General features: G+C 68.8%; 12 protein-coding genes and 1 pseudogene. 8 read left to right on the forward strand and 5 right to left on the reverse strand.

Going from position 1 to position 21,309, the window contains the following annotated elements:
• Positions 1–62: 62 nt before the first annotated feature.
• Positions 63–8,426, reverse strand: a complete 8,364-nt coding sequence (locus WS70_RS20540) for a type I polyketide synthase (protein ID WP_059596475.1) — start codon at positions 8,424–8,426, stop codon at positions 63–65.
• A 1,226-nt stretch (positions 8,427–9,652) separates the two neighbouring features.
• Here WS70_RS20540 and WS70_RS20545 point away from each other — a divergent pair.
• The 5 genes and pseudogenes from WS70_RS20545 (at position 9,653) to WS70_RS20570 (ending at position 15,137) form a co-directional block, all read left to right on the forward strand.
• Entirely contained in the window at positions 9,653–10,357 is a 705-nt protein-coding gene (locus WS70_RS20545) for a LuxR family transcriptional regulator (protein WP_197419290.1), read from the forward strand.
• A 354-nt stretch (positions 10,358–10,711) separates the two neighbouring features.
• Positions 10,712–11,449, forward strand: coding sequence for a MetQ/NlpA family ABC transporter substrate-binding protein (locus WS70_RS20555; RefSeq protein WP_059596477.1), 738 nt, complete (start codon positions 10,712–10,714; stop codon positions 11,447–11,449).
• 16 nt (positions 11,450–11,465) lie between these two features.
• Positions 11,466–12,860 (forward strand): LLM class flavin-dependent oxidoreductase, encoded by a 1,395-nt coding sequence (locus tag WS70_RS20560; RefSeq protein WP_059472523.1) that lies wholly within the window; start codon positions 11,466–11,468, stop codon positions 12,858–12,860.
• A 20-nt stretch (positions 12,861–12,880) separates the two neighbouring features.
• Positions 12,881–13,222: pseudogene (locus WS70_RS33530) on the forward strand (ATP-binding cassette domain-containing protein); the annotation flags it as partial.
• Positions 13,223–13,961: 739 nt separating this feature from the next.
• A complete protein-coding gene (locus WS70_RS20570) occupies positions 13,962–15,137 on the forward strand; it encodes an acyl-CoA dehydrogenase family protein (protein WP_059472569.1) in 1,176 nt (391 codons plus the stop codon).
• A 46-nt stretch (positions 15,138–15,183) separates the two neighbouring features.
• Here the strand turns inward: WS70_RS20570 and WS70_RS20575 are convergent, their stop codons facing one another.
• The 3 genes from WS70_RS20575 to WS70_RS20585 all read right to left on the reverse strand — a co-directional run bounded on the left by WS70_RS20575 (position 15,184) and on the right by WS70_RS20585 (position 17,521).
• Positions 15,184–15,924, reverse strand: coding sequence for a hypothetical protein (locus WS70_RS20575; protein WP_059596509.1), 741 nt, complete (start codon positions 15,922–15,924; stop codon positions 15,184–15,186).
• 242 nt (positions 15,925–16,166) lie between these two features.
• Positions 16,167–16,736 (reverse strand): hypothetical protein, encoded by a 570-nt coding sequence (locus WS70_RS20580; protein WP_059472525.1) that lies wholly within the window; start codon positions 16,734–16,736, stop codon positions 16,167–16,169.
• Positions 16,737–16,801: 65 nt separating this feature from the next.
• Positions 16,802–17,521 carry a FadR/GntR family transcriptional regulator gene (locus tag WS70_RS20585; protein ID WP_059472526.1) on the reverse strand — a complete coding sequence of 240 codons (720 nt, stop codon included), beginning with the start codon at positions 17,519–17,521 and terminating at the stop codon, positions 16,802–16,804.
• A 355-nt stretch (positions 17,522–17,876) separates the two neighbouring features.
• On the opposite strand from WS70_RS20585, the gene WS70_RS20590 reads away from it, so the two are divergent.
• The 3 genes from WS70_RS20590 to WS70_RS20600 are packed head-to-tail and all read left to right on the forward strand — an operon-like array spanning position 17,877 to position 20,847.
• A complete protein-coding gene (locus WS70_RS20590) occupies positions 17,877–18,683 on the forward strand; it encodes a (Fe-S)-binding protein (protein WP_059596479.1) in 807 nt (268 codons plus the stop codon).
• Complete coding sequence (locus tag WS70_RS20595) at positions 18,680–20,125, forward strand: LutB/LldF family L-lactate oxidation iron-sulfur protein (protein ID WP_059472528.1); 1,446 nt, start codon at positions 18,680–18,682, stop codon at positions 20,123–20,125. Before WS70_RS20590 ends, WS70_RS20595 begins: the two co-directional genes overlap by 4 nt.
• A complete protein-coding gene (locus WS70_RS20600; RefSeq protein ID WP_059596510.1) occupies positions 20,122–20,847 on the forward strand; it encodes a LutC/YkgG family protein in 726 nt (241 codons plus the stop codon). Before WS70_RS20595 ends, WS70_RS20600 begins: the two co-directional genes overlap by 4 nt.
• A gap of 224 nt (positions 20,848–21,071) precedes the next feature.
• Here the strand turns inward: WS70_RS20600 and WS70_RS31715 are convergent, their stop codons facing one another.
• The gene (locus WS70_RS31715) at positions 21,072–21,305 is read right to left on the reverse strand and encodes a hypothetical protein (RefSeq protein ID WP_159082935.1); all 234 of its coding nucleotides are present in this window, start codon (positions 21,303–21,305) and stop codon (positions 21,072–21,074) included.
• Positions 21,306–21,309: the final 4 nt, after the last annotated feature.

Genomic DNA, 21,309 nt, shown 5'->3' on the forward strand with positions numbered 1-21,309 from the left:
AAACCCGGCGGACCTCTTCTTTGCGGCCGCGTCGGAATGCGCGGGTGACGGGAAGGGCGGATCTACTCGTCCGCGATGCCGGCGACGTTCCGCATCCGGCGGGCCAGCTCGCCGATCTTCAGCGTCGGCGATGCGAGCGTCGAAAGCGGTATCTGCACACCGAATTGCTTGAAAAAGCCGTTGCGCATCTGCGCGAGATCGAGCGAATCGAGCCCGAGCGTCGCGAGATCGAGCCGCTCGTCCCAGCGGCTCACGTAGTCTTCGAGGAACGCGCGGACGGGGTCGCATGCGCTTGCGGACGGCATCGCCCGAGCGGCCGGCGACGAAGCGGAAGGCGCGGCGGCGGGGCGCGCGCGTTCGTGTGCCGGGCGCGGCGGCCGCGCCATGCCCGAGTCGGCTTCGGCGGGAATGGCAGCCGTTGCCCCGGGCGCGAGCGCGTGAAGCGATGCATTCGCCGACGTGCCCATCGCATCCGTTGCATTCGTGCTGTTCGTCGCACCCGTCGCACCCGTCGCGTGCTTGGCGCGCGTCTCGTTCATCCCGCGCATTGCGCCGCGGGCAGCCGTTGCATCAATGGACGCATCGTCGCGCGCGATCTCGGCGACGATCGGCGCGTCGCGCCACGGCGAGCGCGGCCAGTCGACGTCGCAGACCGTGAACTGGCGGCCGGGCAGCGCACCGCCGAGCGCGCCGGCAAGCAGCGCGCCGAGCGCGGCGAACGCGGCGTCGGGCGCGAGCGGGCGCTCGCCATCCTGAATCGCGCGGCGCAGCGCCTTGTCGCTGCGCGCGCTCATGCCGACATCGGCCCAACTGCCCCATTGGATGCTCAGCACGGCCGGCTGCCCCGGTTGCGCGGGCCAGCACGCGAGCTGATCGAGCCACGCGTTCGCGGCCGCGTAATTCGCCTGTCCCGGCACGCCGAGCAGCGCGCTCGTCGACGAGAACGCGACCACCCAGCGCGTGCGCCAGCGCGGCGCGTGCGCGAGCAGCGCGGCGAGGCTCTGCTTCGGCGCGAGCACGCGGCGCAGCCGCGCGTCGTCGAGGTTGCCGATGACGCCGTCGTCCAGCACGCCCGCCAGATGGAAAATGCCTTCGACCGCGCCGATCGATTGGAGCGCGGCGTCGAGCGCGCGCGCGTCGGCGAGATCGGCCGCGACGGCGCGCACGCCGCGCGGCGCGGTGCGGGCGTCGCGGCACAGCGCGACGATCCGGTGCGGCGGCGCTTGCTGTTCGTCGATCAGCCAGTCGACGAGCGCGCGGCCGACGCCGCCCGCCGCGCCGGTCACGAGATACGGGCCGCCTGCCGCGCCGAGCGTGCCTTCGGGCAGCGCCGGCGCCGCGTGCGGGATCAGGCGCGGCACGAACATCCGGCCGTCGCGGCGCAGCAGCCAAGGCTCGTTCGCGAAGCTCGCGGCGTCGCGCGCGAGCGCGGCGGCCCAGCGCAAATCGGCGGGGCGCGGCGCAAGATCCGGATGGTCGTCGGCGAGGACGAGCCGCACGCGCAACGCCGCATGCTCGGCGCTCGCGACGCGCGCCGCGCCGACGAGCGGGCCGCTGCGCGCGTCGGCCGGCAGCAGCAGCGTCAGCGCGCCCGCGCATTCGCGTGCGGCGAGCGCCTGCCACAACTCGACGAAGCTCGCGCATTGCGCGACGCCGAGCGGATCGTCGCCCGCGCCGACGCACAGCAGTGCCGCATGGCCGTCGCCTGTGCGCAGACGCGGCGCGAGCCAATCGAGCGCGTCGGCTTCTTGGCCGGCCACGTAGAGAGCGCATTCGGGCAGCGAGGGCGCATTCGGCGCGTGCGCGGCGGCAGAGGCGAACGAATCCGCCGAAGCAACCGAAGCAACCGAAGCAACCGAAGCAACCGAAGCAACCGGCCGCGGCTGCCAATGCAGCGCGAACGTCGGCGCGGGCGCCGTCGTCCGCGCTTCGCGCTGCGGCCGCAGCCATGCGGACACGCGCGAGATGATCTCGATCTCGCAGCGCATCATGAAATCGTGGCCGCCCGGATAGACGTGCCGGCCCGCAAGCGGCGCGGACGAGATCCGCGCCCAGTCGTCGGCGAGCCGCCAGTCGAACGCCGGATCGTCAGCGCCGCCATGAATCTGCAGCGGGATCGTCAGGAGCGGCTGCCGGCCGCCGTCGCGCCAGCGCTGCGCGATCCGGTGCGCGGTGCGCGTGTCGGCGTCGAGGTCGGCTTCGAGCACCGGCCGGAAGATCTCTTGCCACAGCGGATCGTCGCGCAGCGCGTCGGGGACGAGCAGGAAGCTGTCCGCCGGCGCGTCGATCGCCGGCTGGTCGAGGAGCGGCGCGCGCCCGACGACGACGAGCCCCTTCACCTGCCCGCTCGCGCCCCACGCGCGCAGCGGCCCGCTCAGCAATTCGGCCGCGGCCGCGCCGCCGTAGCTCGAGCCGCAGAACGCGACGGGCAATTCGCCCGCGTCCGCTACGATCGCGGCGGCGATCGCGTCGCGGGCGGCGAGGTCGTCGGCGTCGTCGCGCGCGAGCGGCTCTTCGGCGCGCGCGTTGCGGCCCGGCCATTCGATCGCGACGATGTCGAGCCAATCCGGCGCGATGCGCGCCCAGCCGTCGAAGCTGCGGCTGCTGCCGCCCGCATACGGGAAGCAGTACAGCTTCATCCGCGGCCGGCGGCGCGGCCTGAGGCGCGCGAGCCAGCGCGGCGCGGGGGCTTGCGGCGACGCGAGGCCGGCGGCGTTGTCGGCGTGACCGTCGTCGATGGATGATGGCGATTCACCGGCGGATGTGAACGCAGCCTCGGTCGCTGCGCGCTCCGCATCCGCCGTGTTCGTCGCGAATGCCGTCGACGTCGCGGATTCGGGCGAATCGAGCGCCGCATCGACGTAGATCGACGCTTCCGGACGCGTCCAGTAGCTGTCGCGCTCGAACGCGTAGCCGGGCAGCGGCGCGCGAGCGAGCGCACGGCCCGGCGAGGCGGCGTCGTGCGCGTGATACGCGCGCCAATCGATCGGCACGCCGGCGCACCACAATTCGCCGAGCACGTTGCTGAAATGATCGGCGTCGTCCGCCTCGCTGCGCGCGGCGGGCAGCGACGACAGCACGCGCGGCGCGATCGTCGCCGCATGCGCGCCCGCGTTCGCATCGGCAGGCGTGTCCGCGATCGCCTCGGCCGCGAGATGCTTGCCGAGCAGGCTGCACAGCACGGCGCCGGGGCCGATTTCGAGCACGACATCCGGCTTCCAGCGCAGCAGCGCCGCGATGTTGTCCGACCAGCGCACCGGCGCGAGCAGATGGCGCGCCCAGTAGTCGGCCGACGCCGCGTCGGCGCCGAGCCAGCCGCCCGACACGTTGCACGTCATCGGAATCCGCGGCGCCGCGCCTTCGATGCGCCGCGCGGCGATCGCGTCGGCAACGGGCCGCATCAGCGGCGTATGGAACGGATGCGAAACCGGCACCGGCCGGCAACGGCAGTCGAGCGCGGCGAGCGCGCGCGCGGCGTCCGCGAGCGCGGGCTCGGCGCCCGCCAGCACGAGCGTGCGCGGCGCGTTGCGCACCGCGATCCAGAGGTCGGCGCGCTGCGCGACCCACTGCTCGATGCGCGCTTCGTCGCCCGTCACGGCGAGCATGCCGCCGCGCGTGAGCGCGCCGTCGGCGGCGGCGAACGTCGCCAGCGCTTCCGTCGCGCTCGCGCGGGCCGCGACGAGCGCGGCCGCCTGATCGAGCGTGAGCGCCTCGGCGGCGACGGCGGCCGCGTACTGGCCGATGCTGTGCCCCGCGACGGCGACGGGCCGCACGCCATACTCGCCGAGCACCGACGCGAGCGCGTGCTCGACCGCGAACAGCCCGCATTGCGTGACGAGCGGACGGCGCATCGCGGCGTCGTCGGCGTTCAGGATCGCGTCCGCGATCGGCATGCCGAGCGCGCGTTCGAGCGCCGCGCAGGCGTCGTCGAAGTGATGACGGAAGCGGCCGGCTTCCGCGCTCGATCGATAGAGCGCGCGCGCCATGCCCGGATGCTGCGAGCCTTGGCCCGAGAAGCAGAACGCGACGGTCGCGCCCGGCTTCGCGCGAACGGGGGCGTTCAGCGTGTCGGGCGCGTCGGGCGCATCGAGGATTTCGGACAGCCTGTCGGCATTGGCGTGAAGCGCGGCGGCCGCTTCGGCCGGCTGCGCGGGCACGGTGAGCGCGACTCGCAGCGGATGCGCTTCGCGTGCGACGTGCAGCGTGTACGCGCCGCACGCGAGTTCGGCGGCGTCCATCGTCGCGACGCGTTCCGCGAGCGCGCGCAGATGGCGCGCGAGCGCGCCCGGCGAGCGTGCGGAGACGGTCATCAGATGACGCGCGCGCGGCCCGCCGACGGCGGGCGCGGCGGCGCGCGCGGGCGCTTCCTCGACGATCACGTGCGCATTCGTGCCGCCGATTCCGAAGCTCGACACGCCGGCGCGCCGCGGCAATTGCGTCGACGGATCGGCGACCGTCCAGTCGTCGCCGTGCCGCTGCACGACGAACGGCGACGCGTCGTGCTCGACGAATGGCACGAGCTTCGGATTGAGCGTGTCGAAATGCACGGTCGGCACGCGCTGCCGGTGCTGGAGCTGCAGCACCGTCTTGACGAGCCCCGTGATTCCGGCCGCGCAGTTCGCGTGACCGATGTTGCCCTTCACGCAGCCGATCGCGCAGTTGCCCGCGACGGGCGCATCGCCGCCGCGCGTCTGGGCGAATGCGTCGGAGAGTCCCTTCAACTCGATCGCGTCGCCGATCAGCGTCGCGGTCGCGTGGCATTCGACGTACGAAATCTGCCCGGAGCGCACGCCCGCCATGTCGAGCGCGTCGACGATGCAGCGCCGCTGCGCGTCCGCGTTCGGCGCGGTGTAGCCCGCCTTCATGCGGCCGTCGTTCGACAGCCCGACGCCCGAGATCACGGCGAGAATCGGGTCGCCGTCCGCTTCCGCGAGATCGAGACGCTTCAACACGACCGCGCCGACCGCATCGCCGAACAGCGTGCCGCTCGCGCGCGTGTCGAACGGACGCACGTGGCCGTCGGCGCTGCCGACGAGGCCGTCCTCGTGGCAGAAGCCGAAGTTCGGGAACGACAGCGCGGACGCGCCCGCGATCGCCATCTCGCACTGGCCGGAGCGGATCGCCTGCACCGCCTGCACGACCGCGACGAGCGCGCTGCTGCACGCGGCGCCGACCGAGATCGCGGGTCCGCCGAGATCGAGCTGGTACGCGACGCGCGTCGCGATGTAGTCCTTCTCGTTGCCGATCTCGGTGAGCATCAGCCGGCCCGGATCGAGCGGCGTATGCAGGCCGCCGCCTTGCAGGTGATGGACGAGATAGCCGTCGATCCCGCAGCTCGCGAACACGCCGGTGCGCGCGCGGTAGCGGTTGTCGCTGCGCGCGTAGCCCGCCTGTTCGAGCGCGTTCCACGCGACTTCCATGAAGAGCCGGTGCTGCGGGTCCATCAGCACGGCTTCGCGCGCGCCGATGCCGAAGAAGAGCGCGTCGAACTTGTCGGCGTCGCTGACGACCTGCGCGGCCGACACCCAGTCCGGATGATCGAGCTGCGCGGCGTCGACGCCCTTCGCGAGCAGCTGCTCACGCGAGAAGCGCGACAGACTGTCGATGCCCTGCGTCAGGTTGTGCCAGAACGCGTCGATCGAATCGGCGCCGGGGAAGCGTCCGGCCATGCCGATGATCGCGACCTTCGGCGCATCGGCGGCGGGCGTCGCGCGTGCCGCGCGCGCGTCGCGCGCCTCGGCCGCATGCGGGCGCGCCGCGCCGTCTCGCGAGCGGCGGCAGTATTCGGCGAGATCGCGCAGCCGGCTGTGCTGATACAGATCGACGACGGCGAGCGCGAGCCCGAGCCGTTCGCCGAGCAGGCCGACGACTTTCGCCGCGCTCAGCGAATTGCCGCCGAGCTCGAAGAAATGATCGTCGCGCGCGACCGATGCGACGCCGAGCACGTCGCGCCAGACGTCCGCGAGCCGCGCTTCGAGGCCGTCGCCCGCGAAGCGCGCCGCGGCGTCGCGCGGGGCGGGCGGCGCGGCCGTCGGCGGGGGCGGCGGCAGCGCGTTCTTGTCGAGCTTGCGCGATGTGCCCGCGCGCAGCGGAAACGCGTCGAGGCCGATGAAATGCGCGGGCACCGCGTATTCGGGCAGCTTCGCGCGCGCTTGCTGGCGCAGCCGCGCGAGCGTCGTCTCGGACGGCGCGCCGTCGTTGCCGACGACGTACGCGGCGAGCGCCGACGGCTGCCGCGTGTGCGGATCGTCGATCGGCACGACGAGCGACTTGCTGACGCCGTCGACCGCGTCGAGCACGTTCTCGATCGAATGCAGCAGCACCTTGAAGCCGCGGATCTTCACCGTGTTGTCGATGCGGCCGAGGATCGCGATCTGGCCGTCCGGCAGCAGCCGCGCGCGGTCGCCCGTCCGGTAGACGGGCGTGTCGTGCCCGCGCTCGGCGAGCGCGGGCACGGACGGCAGGAATTTCTCGGCGGTGCGGGCCGCGTCGTCGAGATAGCCGGGCCCGAGGCCGGGCGATGCGACATGGAGCTCGCCCGTCGCGCCCGCCGGCACCGCGCGTCCCGCTTCGTCGAGCACCGCGAGCGCGCAGCCGGCGAGCGGCCGCCCGATCGGCACGCGCCGCCCGCCGGCGTCGCCGCTCGACGGCAGCAGATCGGCGTAGCACACGTCGAGGCTTTCCCACGTGCTGTACGCGTTCACGAGCCGCACCGACGGCGGGAACGCCGCGCGGGCCTTGTCGACGACGCGCTGCGGCACGACTTCGCCCATCAGGAACCACGCGGACATGTGCGCGAGCGCGTCGCGCAATTGGGCGGCGATGCCGGGGAAATCGAGCACGCTTTCGAGCAGCGACGGCGTGACGACGAGCCGCGTGATCCGCTCCCGCCGCAGCAGCGCGACGAGCCGTGGCGGATCGAAGATCACGTCGTCGCCGATGATGACGGCCGGGCGGCCGAACATCAGCGGACGCAGGCATTCCCATGCGAGAAAGACGTTGAGGCCTTCGCGCTCGTCGTCGGCGTACGGATACAGCGCATCGCGCGCGTAGAAGCAATAGCTCGTGCCGACGTGCGTCGTGAGGACGGCCTTCGGCTTGCCCGTCGAGCCGCTCGTCAGCGAGACGAACGCGATGTCGTCGCGGCGCGGCGCAACGGGCGTCCATGCGCGATCCGTGCGCTCCGGCGATGCGGCGACGAGCGTGCAGCGCGCGGCGGGCAGATGCTTGCTCGCGCGCGCGAGCAGCGCCGGGATCGTCGCGATCTGCGCGACGCGGCAGCTCGCGACGAATTCGCCGACGAGCGTATCGGGCCAGCTCTTCTCGAGCAGGCACACCGACGCACCGATCGACCATGCGGCGATGATCGTCAGCACGTACTCCGCGCCGTGCGGCAAAAAGACACCGACGACGTCCTGACGGCCGACGCCCGCCGCGCGCAGCGCGTCGGCGAGTTCGGCCGCATGCGACGCGAGCTCGCGATAGGTCCATGCGCGCTCGCCGTCCTTCAGCGCGAGCGCTTCGGGCATGCGCGCGACGCGCTCGCGAATCGCGGCGAGCACCGAATGCGCATCGCCCCAATCATCCGCGGCGCGCAGGCAAGCCGCGACGCGCGTGTTCGAATCAGGCGTCGCCGCGGCGATCGACGCGGGACGGTCCGCGAGGAGCCGCTCGACGTGGCCGGCGACACTGGCGCACAGCGCCGCGCGAGAAGATGCGTCGAGAAAATAGAAGTGGTTGCCGTCGAGCACTTCGACCGGACACGCGCGTTGCGACGAAACGTGCGCGCGCCAGGCGCGCAGGTCGTCGACGGTCGTGCTCGGATCGGCGGCGCCGCCGTAGATCACGCATGGCGCGCGCAGCGCGTCGCCGGGCGCATGCCGGTAGATCTCGGCCAGCCGAAGGTCCGCTCGGAGCGGTGGGAGGACGTAGCGCGCGACGTCGGGATCGTCGAGTGCGCCGTCGGGGAAGAAGCCCCAGCGCCGCACGGCTTCGATGAAATCCGCATCGGGCAGCGCGTGCGTCTGCTGACGCCATGCGTCGGTGGCGCGTTCGCGTGCGGGCGCGGGATGGCCGGACAGGAACAGGCCGGCCGGTTGTACGCCGCTCCGTTGCTCGAGCACGCGTGCGACCTCATACGCGAGCAGCGCGCCGAGACTATGGCCGAACAGAAACAGCGGCGTCCCGTCGTCGAGCCGCGCGATCTCGGCCGCGAGATCGTCGACGAGTGACGGCCAATCGTCGTAGAACGGGATGTGCTGCGCCGCGCCGCGCCCGGGCAGACCGAGCGTCGTGAACGCGAACGCGTCGCCGAGCTCGCGTGCGATGTCTCCATAACTGGAATCGCTTCCGCCTGCGAACGGGAACGCAATGATCCGGACCTGGCTGTCGAGGGATCCGTTGCTCGTAGAAACTATTTGCCTCATGAGAACTACTCCGAATGACCGGCGGTAAATTATCAGAGGCAATGAATCAATCGATACTGCAATTTCTTACAGTCGCGATGTAGTCGAATTGCAGTGTATTCCGTGTAAATCGGGAGCGGAAAATGTGCAAGCCGGGCCATCATGGATTTCTGGAAATTTCCTATAGGAATGATCCTGGGCGGCACGAAAAACCACCGATCTTGACATCCGATATTCACTGAAATCGTCGTTAAAATGTGCAAATGAAATGAACTTTAAAAGCCGGAGAAACCATTTTTGGACCGAATACCATACGTGCATACTCGGGAAATTTTTATCTTTCGAAATTCCGGATATGTAAATTCGATTATTGGAAACGATTCCGAAGCCAGATCATGAAAGCTGTAAAGCTGGGCTGCCGGATTTCTTCATGGTGGATATCATCGAATCGATGACTTCCAGTTCGACATTGCGGTAATTATTTGGCTGCAGAAAAATAAAGGCAGGAAATCGATGTAATTGATTTTCGTTTGAAGCGAATGGGCGCATGAAACTAAAATTTGATCAAATATTTTGAAATAATCCGGGCCAATTTAAAAACAAACTGAACTTTTCTCTTCTCGAAATTGTCGGAAATGCCGTTGCCGATTTGCCGCGACGAAGGGCCATCGTCGTGGCGCGCGCAGCATATGGCTCATCGCTGGCGCCCGTATTGCATGCTTCAGACGCTTTTGGGCCGACGAGCCATGCGGGCGTCGCGTTCGTCTATAGTCTTCCGGGGATTTTTTGTTCGATCGTCGGTCGACGTTTGCCCTGCCGGTGCCGGGCGTGCTGAAAATTACCTTCAGCCAGTCACGCTCGATCACGATGCGCACAAGGGCGCATGCCGCCGCTGAAGCAGTGGCGGGCGAGGGGAGACGTCGTCGAGCGACAGCGTTTGCGACAGCCGGTTTCGAGGCGAACGCTGCCGACACATGCAGGAATTCGAACGATGCTTGGTCGATCGCTAGTCCGGCGCCGGCGACGAATCGCCGCACCGCGTCCGATGGATCGGGCGGCGCGATTGCGCGCCGCGCGTCTGCGCTTCGGCGGCGCACATTTCAGGGGACAGGCTCGCGCGACGCGCGCAGCGAAGCCGCCGCCGCAAACGAGTGGCCGTCGCCACATTGCCCTTTCGAGCACGCTTTCTTCATTGGTTCGCTAATCTAATATTCTTACTTGAGCTGGGCGGTTCTATGTTCGAAGGCTTGTCCATTTGTTCGTTTAACGAAATTCTGAACGCCACTTGCAAGAACAGCCTCTTTGAGCAGACGGCGTACCACGTTCGTCAACTGGGCTTCAAGAATTTCGCGTACCGGCATCAGATCGCCGGGATGTCGTCGAGTCGCTGCATGCTCGACGGCTTTCCCGCCGAATGGCGCCTGCGATACGACTCCGCCGACTATCTGTCGATCGATCCCGTGGTCCAGCATTGCCGATGCCGGACCGTGCCGCTGATCTGGAGCGACGAGCTGTACACGACCGGCCGCGCGAAGATCATGCGCGACGAAGCGAAGTCGTACGGTCTCGTCTACGGGCTCAGTTGCCCGGTTCACGACCGCGGCGGCACGATCAGCATGCTCAGCATGGCGACCGACGCGCCTTTCGAGCGCGACACGATCGACGTACTGAGATTGCTGAGCCTGTCGCAGCTGCTCGCGAGCTTCGTGCATGCGGCGATGCAGGAACTGCTCGACTGCCGGCTCAGGCGGCAAGGCTCGTGCGATCTGACGGCGCGCGAGCGGGAATCGCTGCAATGGGCGGGACGCGGCAAGACGGCTTGGGAAATCTCGAAGATTCTCGGTATTTCCGAGCGGACGGTGGTGTTCCATCTGTCGAACGCCGCGCGGAAAATCGGCGCGAACAATCGCGCGCAGGCGGTCGTCATCGCGGCGGCGCGCGGATTGATCTGACGGTGCGCGCCGACGGGCGGCATGGGCGCGCGATCGCGGCGTGCGTCATGTGCGTGCATCATGTGCCGGCATCGCCGGTCGACGACGTATCCGGATCGCAACGGCGCACGCGAATGCCGCGGCGTGCGAGGATGCCGCGCGGCCGCGCCCTGACCCTGTTGCAGCGCATGCCGCGCTATATCGCCCGCCGCGATTTACTTTGCGAAATCGCTTCGTAGACCGCCCCATCGGGCGGTCCTATCATCGATTGAAGTTCATTCTCCAAATGAAGCAGCCGCATCGACGCGCAAGCGCGGGCGGCTTCGTCCGCCCGCCGACATCGTTCGCTCCGGCATCCTGAAGAGAGTACCTCCTATGCAGTCTCGCCCGTTTCTTGCGCGCATCGTCCGGCGCGCTTCGCGCGCTTTTGTGGCGGTGCTCGCGAGCGCCGCGTTCGTTGCGCCGCTCGCGCATGCCGATTCCGCACCGCTCAAGGTCGGCATCGCGACGAGCCCGCAGATCGAAGCGCTGAAGGTCGCCGCGAAGGAGGCGAAGGCGCAGGGACTCGACGTGAAGATCATCGAATTCACCGACTGGAACACACCGAACGCCGCGCTCGCGAACGAGGACATCGACGTCAACTACTTCCAGCACATCCCGTTCCTCGAGAATGCGAAGCAGCAGGGCGGCTACGACTTCGTCGCGATCGCAAACGATCCCGTCAACGGCCGCCTGTTGCTGCAGCAGCGTGCGGAGCTCGTCAAGCTGAGACCGGGCGCCGATTACCGCGCGACGACGCGCGACATCGTTGCGAATCCGAAACATCTGAAGATCGTGCCGCTCGAAGCGTCGCAGCTCGCGCGCACTCTCGACGACGTCTACCTCGCGCAAGGCTATCCGAGCTTCATCAAGCTCGCGGGCGCCGCCGATCCGAACAGCGCGCTGCTGTTCGACGGCGTCGAGAACAAGCTATCCGCGCTGCAATGGGTCGTGCGGCCGGAACGCGTCGACGATCCGCGTATCCGCAAGTTCATTTCGATCTACCCGCATTCGCCGGCGATCCGCAAGGCGCCCGACAACGCATTCGGCTCGCTGTACGCGGTCGCGTGGTGACGCGGGAGCCCGTGCAATGGCGAACAGGAAGATCCTGCTGAACGCGTTCAACATGAATTGCGTCGGCCACATCAACCACGGTTTGTGGACGCATCCGCGCGACCGCTCCGCACATTACACCGACCTCGACTACTGGGCCGATCTCGCGCGCACGCTCGAGCGCGGCAAGTTCGACGGGATCTTCCTCGCCGACATCGTCGGCGTCTACGACGTCTATGGCGGCAGCCCCGACGTCGCGCTGCGCGAATCGGTGCAGGTGCCCGTCAACGATCCGCTGCTGCTCGTGCCGGCGATGGCGCAGGTGACGCGACACCTCGGCTTCGGCGTGACCGCGAATCTCACGTACGAGCCGCCGTATCTGTTCGCGCGGCGGATGTCGACGCTCGATCATCTGACGAAGGGGCGCATCGGCTGGAACATCGTCACCGGCTACCTCGACAGCGCCGCACGCGGAATGGGGCTCGTGAAGCAGATCGAGCACGACGATCGCTACGCACGCGGCGACGATTACATGGACGTCGTCTACAAGCTGTGGGAGCGGAGCTGGGACGACGACGCGGTGATCCGCGACCGCGACGCGCGCGTGTTTGCGCAGCCGGACAAGGTGCGACGCGTGCGTCACGACGGGCCGTATTATTCGGTTGACGCGATCCATCTGAGCGAGCCGTCGCCGCAGCGCACGCCGGTGCTTTATCAGGCCGGATCGTCGGTGCGCGGCGTCGAGTTCGCCGCGAAGCACGCCGAGTGCGTGTTCGTGAACGGGCAGAGCAAGGCCGCCGCGCGCTCGGCGGTGACGGACATTCGCGCGGCCGCGGCGCGGATCGGACGCGATCCGGCGTCGATCAAGATCTTCGCGGGCATCACGGTCGTGACGGCGGAGAACGCGCGGCTCGCGCGCGAGAAGTTCGACGAATACCGGCGCTACGCGAACCCCGAAGCGGGGCTCGCGCATTTCGCGAGCTCGACCGGCATCGATTTCGCGCGCTTCGGTCTCGACGAGCCGATCGCGCACGTGAAGACCGATTCGATCCAGTCGGCCGTTGACGCGATCTCGAAGAAAAGCACGTCGGGCGTGTGGACCGTGCGGCGCATGCTCGAGCAGATGTCGATCGGCGGGCGCTATCACCCGGTCGTCGGCTCGCCGTCTCAGGTCGCGGACGAGCTTGCCGCGTGGATCGACGAAACGGGCGTCGACGGCTTCAACGTGACGCGCACGGTGATGCCCGAGTCGTTCGAAGATTTCGTCGACTGGGTCGTGCCGGAACTGCAGAATCGCGGCCTTTATAAGGAGGACTACGATTGCGCGCCGACGCTGCGCGCGAAGCTCTTCGGCGGAAGCGCGCGGCTGCCCGACTGGCATGCGGGCGCGCAGCACCGGTTCGGCCGCGTGCGCGAAGCCGAGAAAGTGTGAGAAGGCGACGAGGCGATCCGATGGTGCAACTATTCGATTCCCCATGTTTCATCGAACGCTCGACGGCGGCCAGGCGAGAAGCCGGCGCGGCCGCGCGCGACGCGGCGGCTGCATTTGCGGCGGGTGCGGCCGTGTCGTTCGAGCATGCGAGCAAGGTGTTCAACGGTCCGCACGGCCCGTCGGCCGCGCTGCGCGCCGTGACGCTCGACGTCGCGCGCGGCGGCGTGTTCGGCGTGATCGGCCGCAGCGGCGCAGGCAAGTCGACGCTGCTGCGGCTCATCAACGGGCTCGAACGGCCGTCGTCGGGCGCGGGCGTGAACGGCGTCGACGTCGGCGCGCCGGATGCGACGTCGAGCGTCGCGCGGGCCGGACATCGCGTCCGCATGGCGGGCGTCGCGTCGGCTCCCGAAGAAGCTCACCGTTGCACCTGCGGAACGATTCGGAACGTGCGCATCGTTCACGGCGCGTCGACGCGGTACGCGGATGGCGAGCGCCACGGCTGCCATTGCGATGGCGACGCCGACGACATGCGCCGCGCGAGCGCCCGCGCATGGAACATGGAACTGACATGCGGGCTCGTGACGATGGCGGTTTTCGGGAAGCAATGCCACGGCCGCGTCGCGACGACGGCGAGACGATGATGATCGTAATCGGCTCGCAGCATGGCGCGGTTCGAGTCGTCCGACATCCGTCGAAGGCCGCGCGGCGCGCCATGCATGAACGTCGGGCAGGCAGCCGCGTTGCCGCGACGAGCGAATGTCCGGGCAGTGGAGCAATCGCAAGAAACGTAAGCAATCCTCGTCGATCGTCGACACGCATGCTTGCGGAGCAACGCTGATCCTCCATACAGCCGCGCGTCGCACATTTCGATGCATGTCGGCGCGGTTGTGTGACGCGATGATGTTCCGACACATATTTGTACATTGATTACAGGTGCCCGGCGCTAGTATTCGACGTACACCACACTGCTTATCGGGCGATCGACAACAACCGGCGGTGCGGCGCGTGCGGACGCGTGACATCGCGGTCCGCCGTCGCATCGACCGGCGAGCCCGCCATCTGGGAAGCCTCCGAATGAACGATCCACGAGTCCTGGTTGAACTGACTGCCGAAGCGGACCGAGGGCCGCGCACGCTCGCCGAGCTGATCGCGGCACTGCGCGCGAGCGCGCCCGAGCGCGATCGCGCGGGCGGCCACGCGGCGCGCGAGAAGCGGTGGATCGCCGACGCCGGCTTGCTGACGCTTGCGGTGCCGCGCGAATTCGGCGGCCAGGAAGCCGGCTGGCCCGTGATCTATCACACGATCCGCGCGCTCGCGCGCGTCGACAGTGCGCTCGCGCATCTGCTCGGCTTTCAATGCTTGCAGATCGTCAGCGTCGACGTATGGGGCAGCGCCGCGCAGCGCGAGCGCTATCTGCGCGGCACGGTCGAGCACGACTGGTGGTGGGGCAACGCGGTGAACCCGCTCGACGCGCGGCTCGTCGCACACGCGACGGGCGACGGCGGCTACCGGCTCGACGGCGTCAAGGGCTTCTGCTCAGGCACGCGCGGCTCGCAGCGGATGACGATATCCGCGCACGATCCGGACACGGGCAAGCCGGTGTTCGCCGTCGTGCCGACCGGGCGCGAAGGGATCGCGGTGCGCGACGACTGGGATCCGATCGGCCAGCGGCAAACCGACAGCGGCAGCGTGTCGTTCGACGGCGTGCGCGTCGAGCCCGACGAAGTGCTGCATCGCTCGGAGACGCCGCCGACGCCGCGCGCGACGCTGCGCACGCTCGTGTCGCAGCTCGTGCTGACGAATCTCTTCGTCGGCATCGCGGAAGGCGCGCTCGCCGAGGCGCGCGACTACGTGCAGCGAGCGGGGCGGCCATGGGTGCATTCGGGCGTCGACCGCGCGGCCGACGATCCGTACACGCTGCAGCGCTTCGGCGACATGCGCGTGCAGGCAGTGAGCGCCGAGGCGCTCGCGGATCGCGCGGCGCGGGCGCTGCAGACCGCATGGGCGAAGAAGGCGGCGCTGACGGCCGATGCGCGCGCGGAAGTCGCGCTCGCGGTGTCGGAGGCGAAGATCGTCGCGCAGCGTGCGGCGCTTGACGTCAGCGAGGCGCTGTTCGACGCCTGCGGCGCGCGTGCGACAGCCGCGCCGCTCGCGCTCGACCGCTTCTGGCGCAATGCGCGCACGCATACGCTGCACGATCCTCTCGACTACCGGCTGCGCGACGTCGGCCGCTATGCGCTGACGGGCATGCTGCCCGACGCGTCGCTCTACACGTGACGCGTCCGCGCGCGTCGCAGGTTCGCGAGCCGCGCGATCTTCCTTCTCAATCGATCGGTTGCCGCGCGCTTCGCGCGGCGAACGTCTCGAACGCGGCGATGTCGGCGCGCGGCGTGCCGATTGCCGTGTCGCTCGGGCCGGCATCGTCCATCTGCACCGGCTGGCAGTCGATCAGATGCCGCGCATTCGGAAACTTAGACATCCTGGGCAATCGGTAGCGCAGCCGGAACAGCCGCGGCAGCATGCCGCGCGGCTTGCGCAGATCGTCGATCTGCTGCACCGACGCATCGAACCAGAAGCGCGACCACGCAGCCTGTTTCTCGCCGCGGGGCGCGGCGATGAACTCGGTCAGCACGAGCAGGATGTATGGGATGTCGCGTTGCGCGAGCGTTGGCCACGCCCACAGCTTCAGCACGTCCGCGTGCTCGATCACGCGCATGAAGCGCGCGATCCCGAACGCGGACGCTGTCTGCCGGATCGTGTGCAGATGCCGTTGCCAGTGGCGGAAGAAGGTTGCGCGCTGCCGCCGGCCGTGCTCGTCGAGCGGCGGGCCGACGTGGACCGCGAGCGGGTTCGGCAGCGCGTCGTTGACGAGCGGGCAGCGCGCGAATTCGCCTGCCAGATGGACGAAGCGGCGCGCGTGCGAGCGGTCGCGCAACTGCACGACGTAGAGCGCTTCCAGGCAGAGCGGGCAGCGTGCCCACCCGCGCGGGACGGGTTCCGCACGACAGAGTTCGTCGACGTGGACCAGTCGATCCTCCACCGGGTGCAGCGCGTATTCGAGCATCGGCCGTGCTTTCATGTCGGTGCCGGTCCGGTCCCGGACGACGCGGCGCGCATGCGCCGACGCCACGTGCGGGCCGTGAGATCAACGAAGTCAACCAAGATCGGTACCCCGAATCAGACACGCTGCGTGTGACACGTTGATGTGCAGTCCGTGACGTTTCGCGATTTTTGTATCGGCGGATGTTGCAGCGGCCGGAGGGCCCGAGGGCCCGACGGCTGGGCGTCGCGCGCTGCCCGCGGCTGTCATCGCGCGACGCCCAGCGACACGCGCAATCCGTCCATGATGCGTTGATAGCGCGCCCTCACTTCGTCCCTCGACGCGACGTCCGTGCTCGAGAAGCGGGCGGACCAGGCGGGATGCCATCGATAGGTGCCGTGACCGATGCGGTCGCCGTCGGGGCTCGCGATCGTCGACCTGATCCGCGCGTCCTGTCCGGCGCCGGAATGCGTGTCGAACAGCGCGTCGAGGTACGCCTGATAGGCGCGGTAGACGTCGTCGTCGAACAGGTGGCGGTAGATGTGGATCGTCCGGTCGAGCTCGCGCTTCGTGCGGATCACGTCGTCGGGCGAGATGTCCTTCCACGGGCCGACCCACGTGTAGAAGCACAGCAGGCGGTTGAGGAGCGGCGCGACCGCGTCATAGACGGCGAGCCGCTTTTCGATCAGCTTCTGGTTCGTCCACTGGACGAGCTCGAGCTGCTTGAGCCGATGGCTGAGGAGCCAGCCGAACGCGGCGACGGACAGCGGCGTGAGGACATCGGCGGCGAGCTTGACGATCTCCAGCGAATTCCATGGATGGTCCGGCGTCGGCATGCGCGCTCCTCGTCGAAAAATCCCAATTTAGCATCGGCGACGGCGGCCGCGGCGTGACGAACGCGTTACGCCGCCCGTTCGTACAGCGTCCGCACGTACTGCAGATGCCGCTCAGCCGCGGCGCGCGCGCGTTCGGGGTCCTTGGCGGCGATCGCTTCGTAAATTTCGGTGTGCTGCTCGAGGAGCGCGCGCTCCATCGTGTCCGCATGGTTCACGAGCCGGTGCGACTTGTGCATCGATTCCTGCAGCAGCCCGTGGATGCCGTGCATCACGTGGATCAGCGCGACGTTGTGCGTCGCATCGGCGATCGCGAGGTGGAAGTTCGCGTCGACCTCGGCGAGCCGGCCTGGCTCGTGCTTCAGCGACAGGCCCGCGAGCGAATCGAACGCGTCCTTGATCTTCGCGAGATCGCCGGGCGTCGCGCGCTCGGCCGCGTAGGCGGTCGAGATCGTTTCGAGGCCATGCCGCAGTTCGAGCACGTCGTGGCTCGCTTCAGGGTTTTGCAGCAGCAGATCGGCGAGCGGGTTCGACACGACGGGCGCCGTGATGTCCGCGACGACGAAGCCGCCGCGTCCGACCGAGCCGATGAAGCCGTCCGCTTCGAGCCGCACGAGCGCCTCGCGCAGCGACGGGCGCGACACGTTCAACTGCGCGGCGAGCTCGCGCTCGGTCGGCAGCTTCTGACCGGGCAGCAGCTTGCCGGCCGAGATGAGCGACTTGATCTGATCGGACACCACGTCGGACAGGCGTACGCGGGTATAGGACTCGACAGGCTGAAACGTCATGCACGGGCCTTCTGGACGGTTGGGGTGCGCGGGCGCCGGTCGGTGCGGCCGGGCGTTCGCGGCGCGTCGGCCGACCTGCGCCGGGGCGTGCGGCGGCCGCGCGGGATTATACCCGCCGGGGCGCCGACGGCCGTCCGAGGCAATGCCGGCGCGGGTTTCGGCGCGATCGGCAAGATTGGGATCGGCGTTTTCCCTGATGGCCGCGACATTGACAGCCGGTTGCCATCTCACTATCTTGGCCAGTGTGGTCAGACCAACATGACCAAGTATAGGTCACCGAAGCCAGCCGCGCGCGATCGCGCGGCGATCCGTTGAAGCGAAGAAGCGGCCGCGACGAGCGGCCGGGAAGAAACACATGGACCCATCCCCGCAGACCGCCGGCTTGCCCGGCGGCGCCCGCGAGACGCCGCGCGTCGGACTGTTCGTCACGTGCCTCGCGAATCTCTTTCGGCCGAGCGCCGCGCTGGCCGCCGTGCAATTGCTCGAGGCGGCCGGTTGCACGGTCGATGCGCCGCGCGCGCAGACCTGCTGCGGCCAGCCGGCGCTGAACAGCGGCGATTTCGACGACGTGCGCCGCATCGCGCGCCGCACGATCGACGTGTTCGAAGGCTACGACTACGTCGTCGCGCCGTCCGGCTCGTGCATCCGCACGCTGCGCCACGACTATCCGGACCTGCTCGCGAGCGATCCCGTCTGGAAGCCGCGCGCCGAGCGGCTCGCCGCGCGCGCGCACGAGCTGACGAGCTTTCTGACCGACGTGCTCGGCTGGTCGGGCCCCGAGCGCGTCGCGGTGCCGGACTGCACGCTGACCTATCACGACACCTGCTCGGGCCTGCGCGGCCTCGGCATCAAGGCGCAGCCGCGCGCGCTGCTGTCGCGCGTCGAGGGCGTCGCGCTGAAGGAAATGAAGGATGCCGAAGTCTGCTGCGGCTTCGGCGGCACGTTCTGCGTGAAGTATCCGGAGATCTCGACGAAGATCGTCAGCGACAAGACCGCGAACGTCGCCGCGAGCGGCGCGACCGTGCTCGCGGGCGGCGACCTCGGCTGCCTGATGAACATCGGCGGGCGGCTGAAGCGCGAAGGGAGCCCGGTGCGCGTCTATCACGTCGCCGAAGTGCTGACCGGGATGAACGTCGATCCGATCTGCGGGGAGGGCGAATGAGCGCGCAACCTTCCGCGACGACGACGTTCAAGGCGCGCGCGAGCGCCGCGCTGCACGATGCGCAGCTCCAGGAAGCGCTCGGGATGCTCGGCGAAGGCTGGATCGAGAAGCGGCGGCGCGTCGTGTCGCTGTTGCCGGAGTTCGAGCTGCTGCGCGAGCGCGCGAAGACGGTGAAGGACCACGTGCTCGCGAATCTCGATACGTATCTCGAACGCTACGAAGCGGCCGTCACGCGCGCGGGCGGCGTTGTCCACTGGGCGAACGACGCGGCCGACGCGCGCGAGATCGTGCTGAAGATCTGCCGCGACGCGAACGCGAAGACCATCACGCGCGGCAAGTCGATGGTCGGCGAGGAGATCGGGCTGCCCGCCGCGCTCGAGGGCGCGGGGATGGAGGTCGTCGAAACCGATCTCGGCGAATACATCGTGCAGCTCGCGCACGAAGGACCGAGCCACATCGTGTTCCCGGCGCTGCACAAGACGATCGGTCAGGTTACCGAACTGTTCGCCGAGCATCATTCGGCCGCGCAATACGACGGGCCGCGCGAGACCGTCGCGGACGTCGTCGGCGAGGCGCGCAAGGTGCTGCGCGACAAGTTCTTCGTCGCCGACGTCGGCATCACGGGCGCGAACTATCTCGTCGCCGAGACAGGCTCGAACGTGATCTGCACGAACGAAGGCAACGGCGATCTCACGTCGACGCTGTCGCGCGTGCACATCGTGACGGCGGGCATCGAACGCGTCGTGCCGACGCTCGACGACGTCGCGCTGTTCGTGCGCCTGCTCGGCCGCAGCGCGACGGGGCAGGAGATCACGTCGTACACGACGTTCAGCACGGGCCCGAAGCGCGACGACGATCTCGACGGGCCGCGCGAGTATCACGTCGTGCTCGTCGACAACGGCCGCACGCGGATGCTCGCGGGCGAGTTCCGCGACATGCTCCGCTGCATCAGATGCGGCGCGTGCATGAACCATTGCCCGGTGTACGGCGCGGTCGGCGGGCATGCATACGGCTGGGTCTATCCGGGGCCGATGGGCGCCGTCCTCACGCCGCTTCTGCAAGGTATCGAACACGACACCGATCTGCCGAACGCGTGCACGCTGAACGGACGCTGTGCGGAAGTGTGTCCGGTGAAGATTCCGCTGCCGACGCTGCTCAAGAAGCTGCGCGGGATGCAGTTCGACGCGCGGCTCACCGCGCCCGGTACGCGCTTCCTGCTGCGCGCGTTCGGCGTGGTCGCGCGGCGGCCGACGCTGTATCACTGGCTGACGCGCGTCGGCGCGCGCGTGCTGCGCGGCCTCGGCGGCAAGCGCGGCAGCATCGCGCGCGTGCCGTTCGCATCCGGCTGGACCGATTCGCGCGAATTGCCGAAACCGCCGCCGCGCACGTTCTTCGAGACGTGGGACGCGACGCGCGCGAACCAATCGGAGGTGCGTCGATGAGCGCGCGCGACGACATTCTCGGCCGTATTCGCGCGGCGCTCGGCAGCGAGCGCGCGCAGCTCGCCGCGCAGTTTCCGGCGCAGGCGCAAACGAAGGGCGCGGGTGCATCCGCCGCGTCGAATGCGAATGCCGCGTTCGCGCCGGACGCATCGTTTTCCGCCGCGTCTTCCGCCGCGTGCGGCCCGGCGATTTCGCTCGGCGACGTCGATCTCGTCGCGCGCTTCGTCGCGAAGGCGCAGCAGGTGTCGGCGACGTGCACGCGTATCGCGACGGCCGCCGACGCGCCCGCGGCCGTCGATGCATATCTGCGCGACGCGGGCCTGGCCGGTGCGCCGCTCGTCGTCGCGGCGGCGCTCGAAGCGCTGCCGTGGCGCACGCACGGCGCGCTGCCCGGCGTCGACTTGCGGCGCGACGGACTCGTCAGCGTGACGCCGTCGTTCGCGGCGATCGCGGAGACGGGCAGCGTCATGTGCCTGTCGTCGGCAGCGACGCCGACGTCGCTCAACTTCGTCGCCGCGACGCACGTCGTGCTCGTGAATCGCAGTGCGATCGTCGCGACGATGGAGGACGCGTGGGCGCGCGTGCGCGCGTCGGTGCCTGTGTTGCCGCGCGCGGTCAACGTGATCACGGGACCGTCGCGCACCGCCGACGTCGAGCAGACCGTTCAGGTCGGCGTGCATGGGCCGCAGCGGGTTCTCGTGCTGATTTGCGACGACGCCTGAAAGCCAGCATGGATGGGGCATCCGATGCGCGCCGCGCTCGACCGCGGCGCGCTCGACGGATCGTGCCGCGTCACGTCGCGCGTTGCATCGCGCGTTGCTCGTCGAAATGCTCGTCGATGCACGACGCGGTCGCGCAAAGCAGTGCGGTGTGCTGATTGTTGCGCGGCGTCGTCGCGATATCGCAAATGCGCGGGGCGGCATCAAAGCATCAAAGCATCAAAGCATCAAAGCATCAAAGCAAAGAAGCAAAGAAGCAAAGAAGCAAAGAAGCAAAGAAGCGGCAAGAAGCGAAAACCGAACGCAGCAACCCGGCGATTCGACGACGTTGAATCCCCCGACACCCAGAAGCAGGCGACGCGCGCCCACCTCGCGCATCGCACCGAAACCAAAGTGCCGGCACCGACCGGCGCATCGATTCGAACGGCCGCGAGGCCGTCGCCCGATTCAGATTCACTCATGGAA

The sequence above is a fragment of the Burkholderia mayonis genome, assembly GCF_001523745.2.
Classification (GTDB): Bacteria; Pseudomonadota; Gammaproteobacteria; order Burkholderiales; family Burkholderiaceae; genus Burkholderia; species Burkholderia mayonis.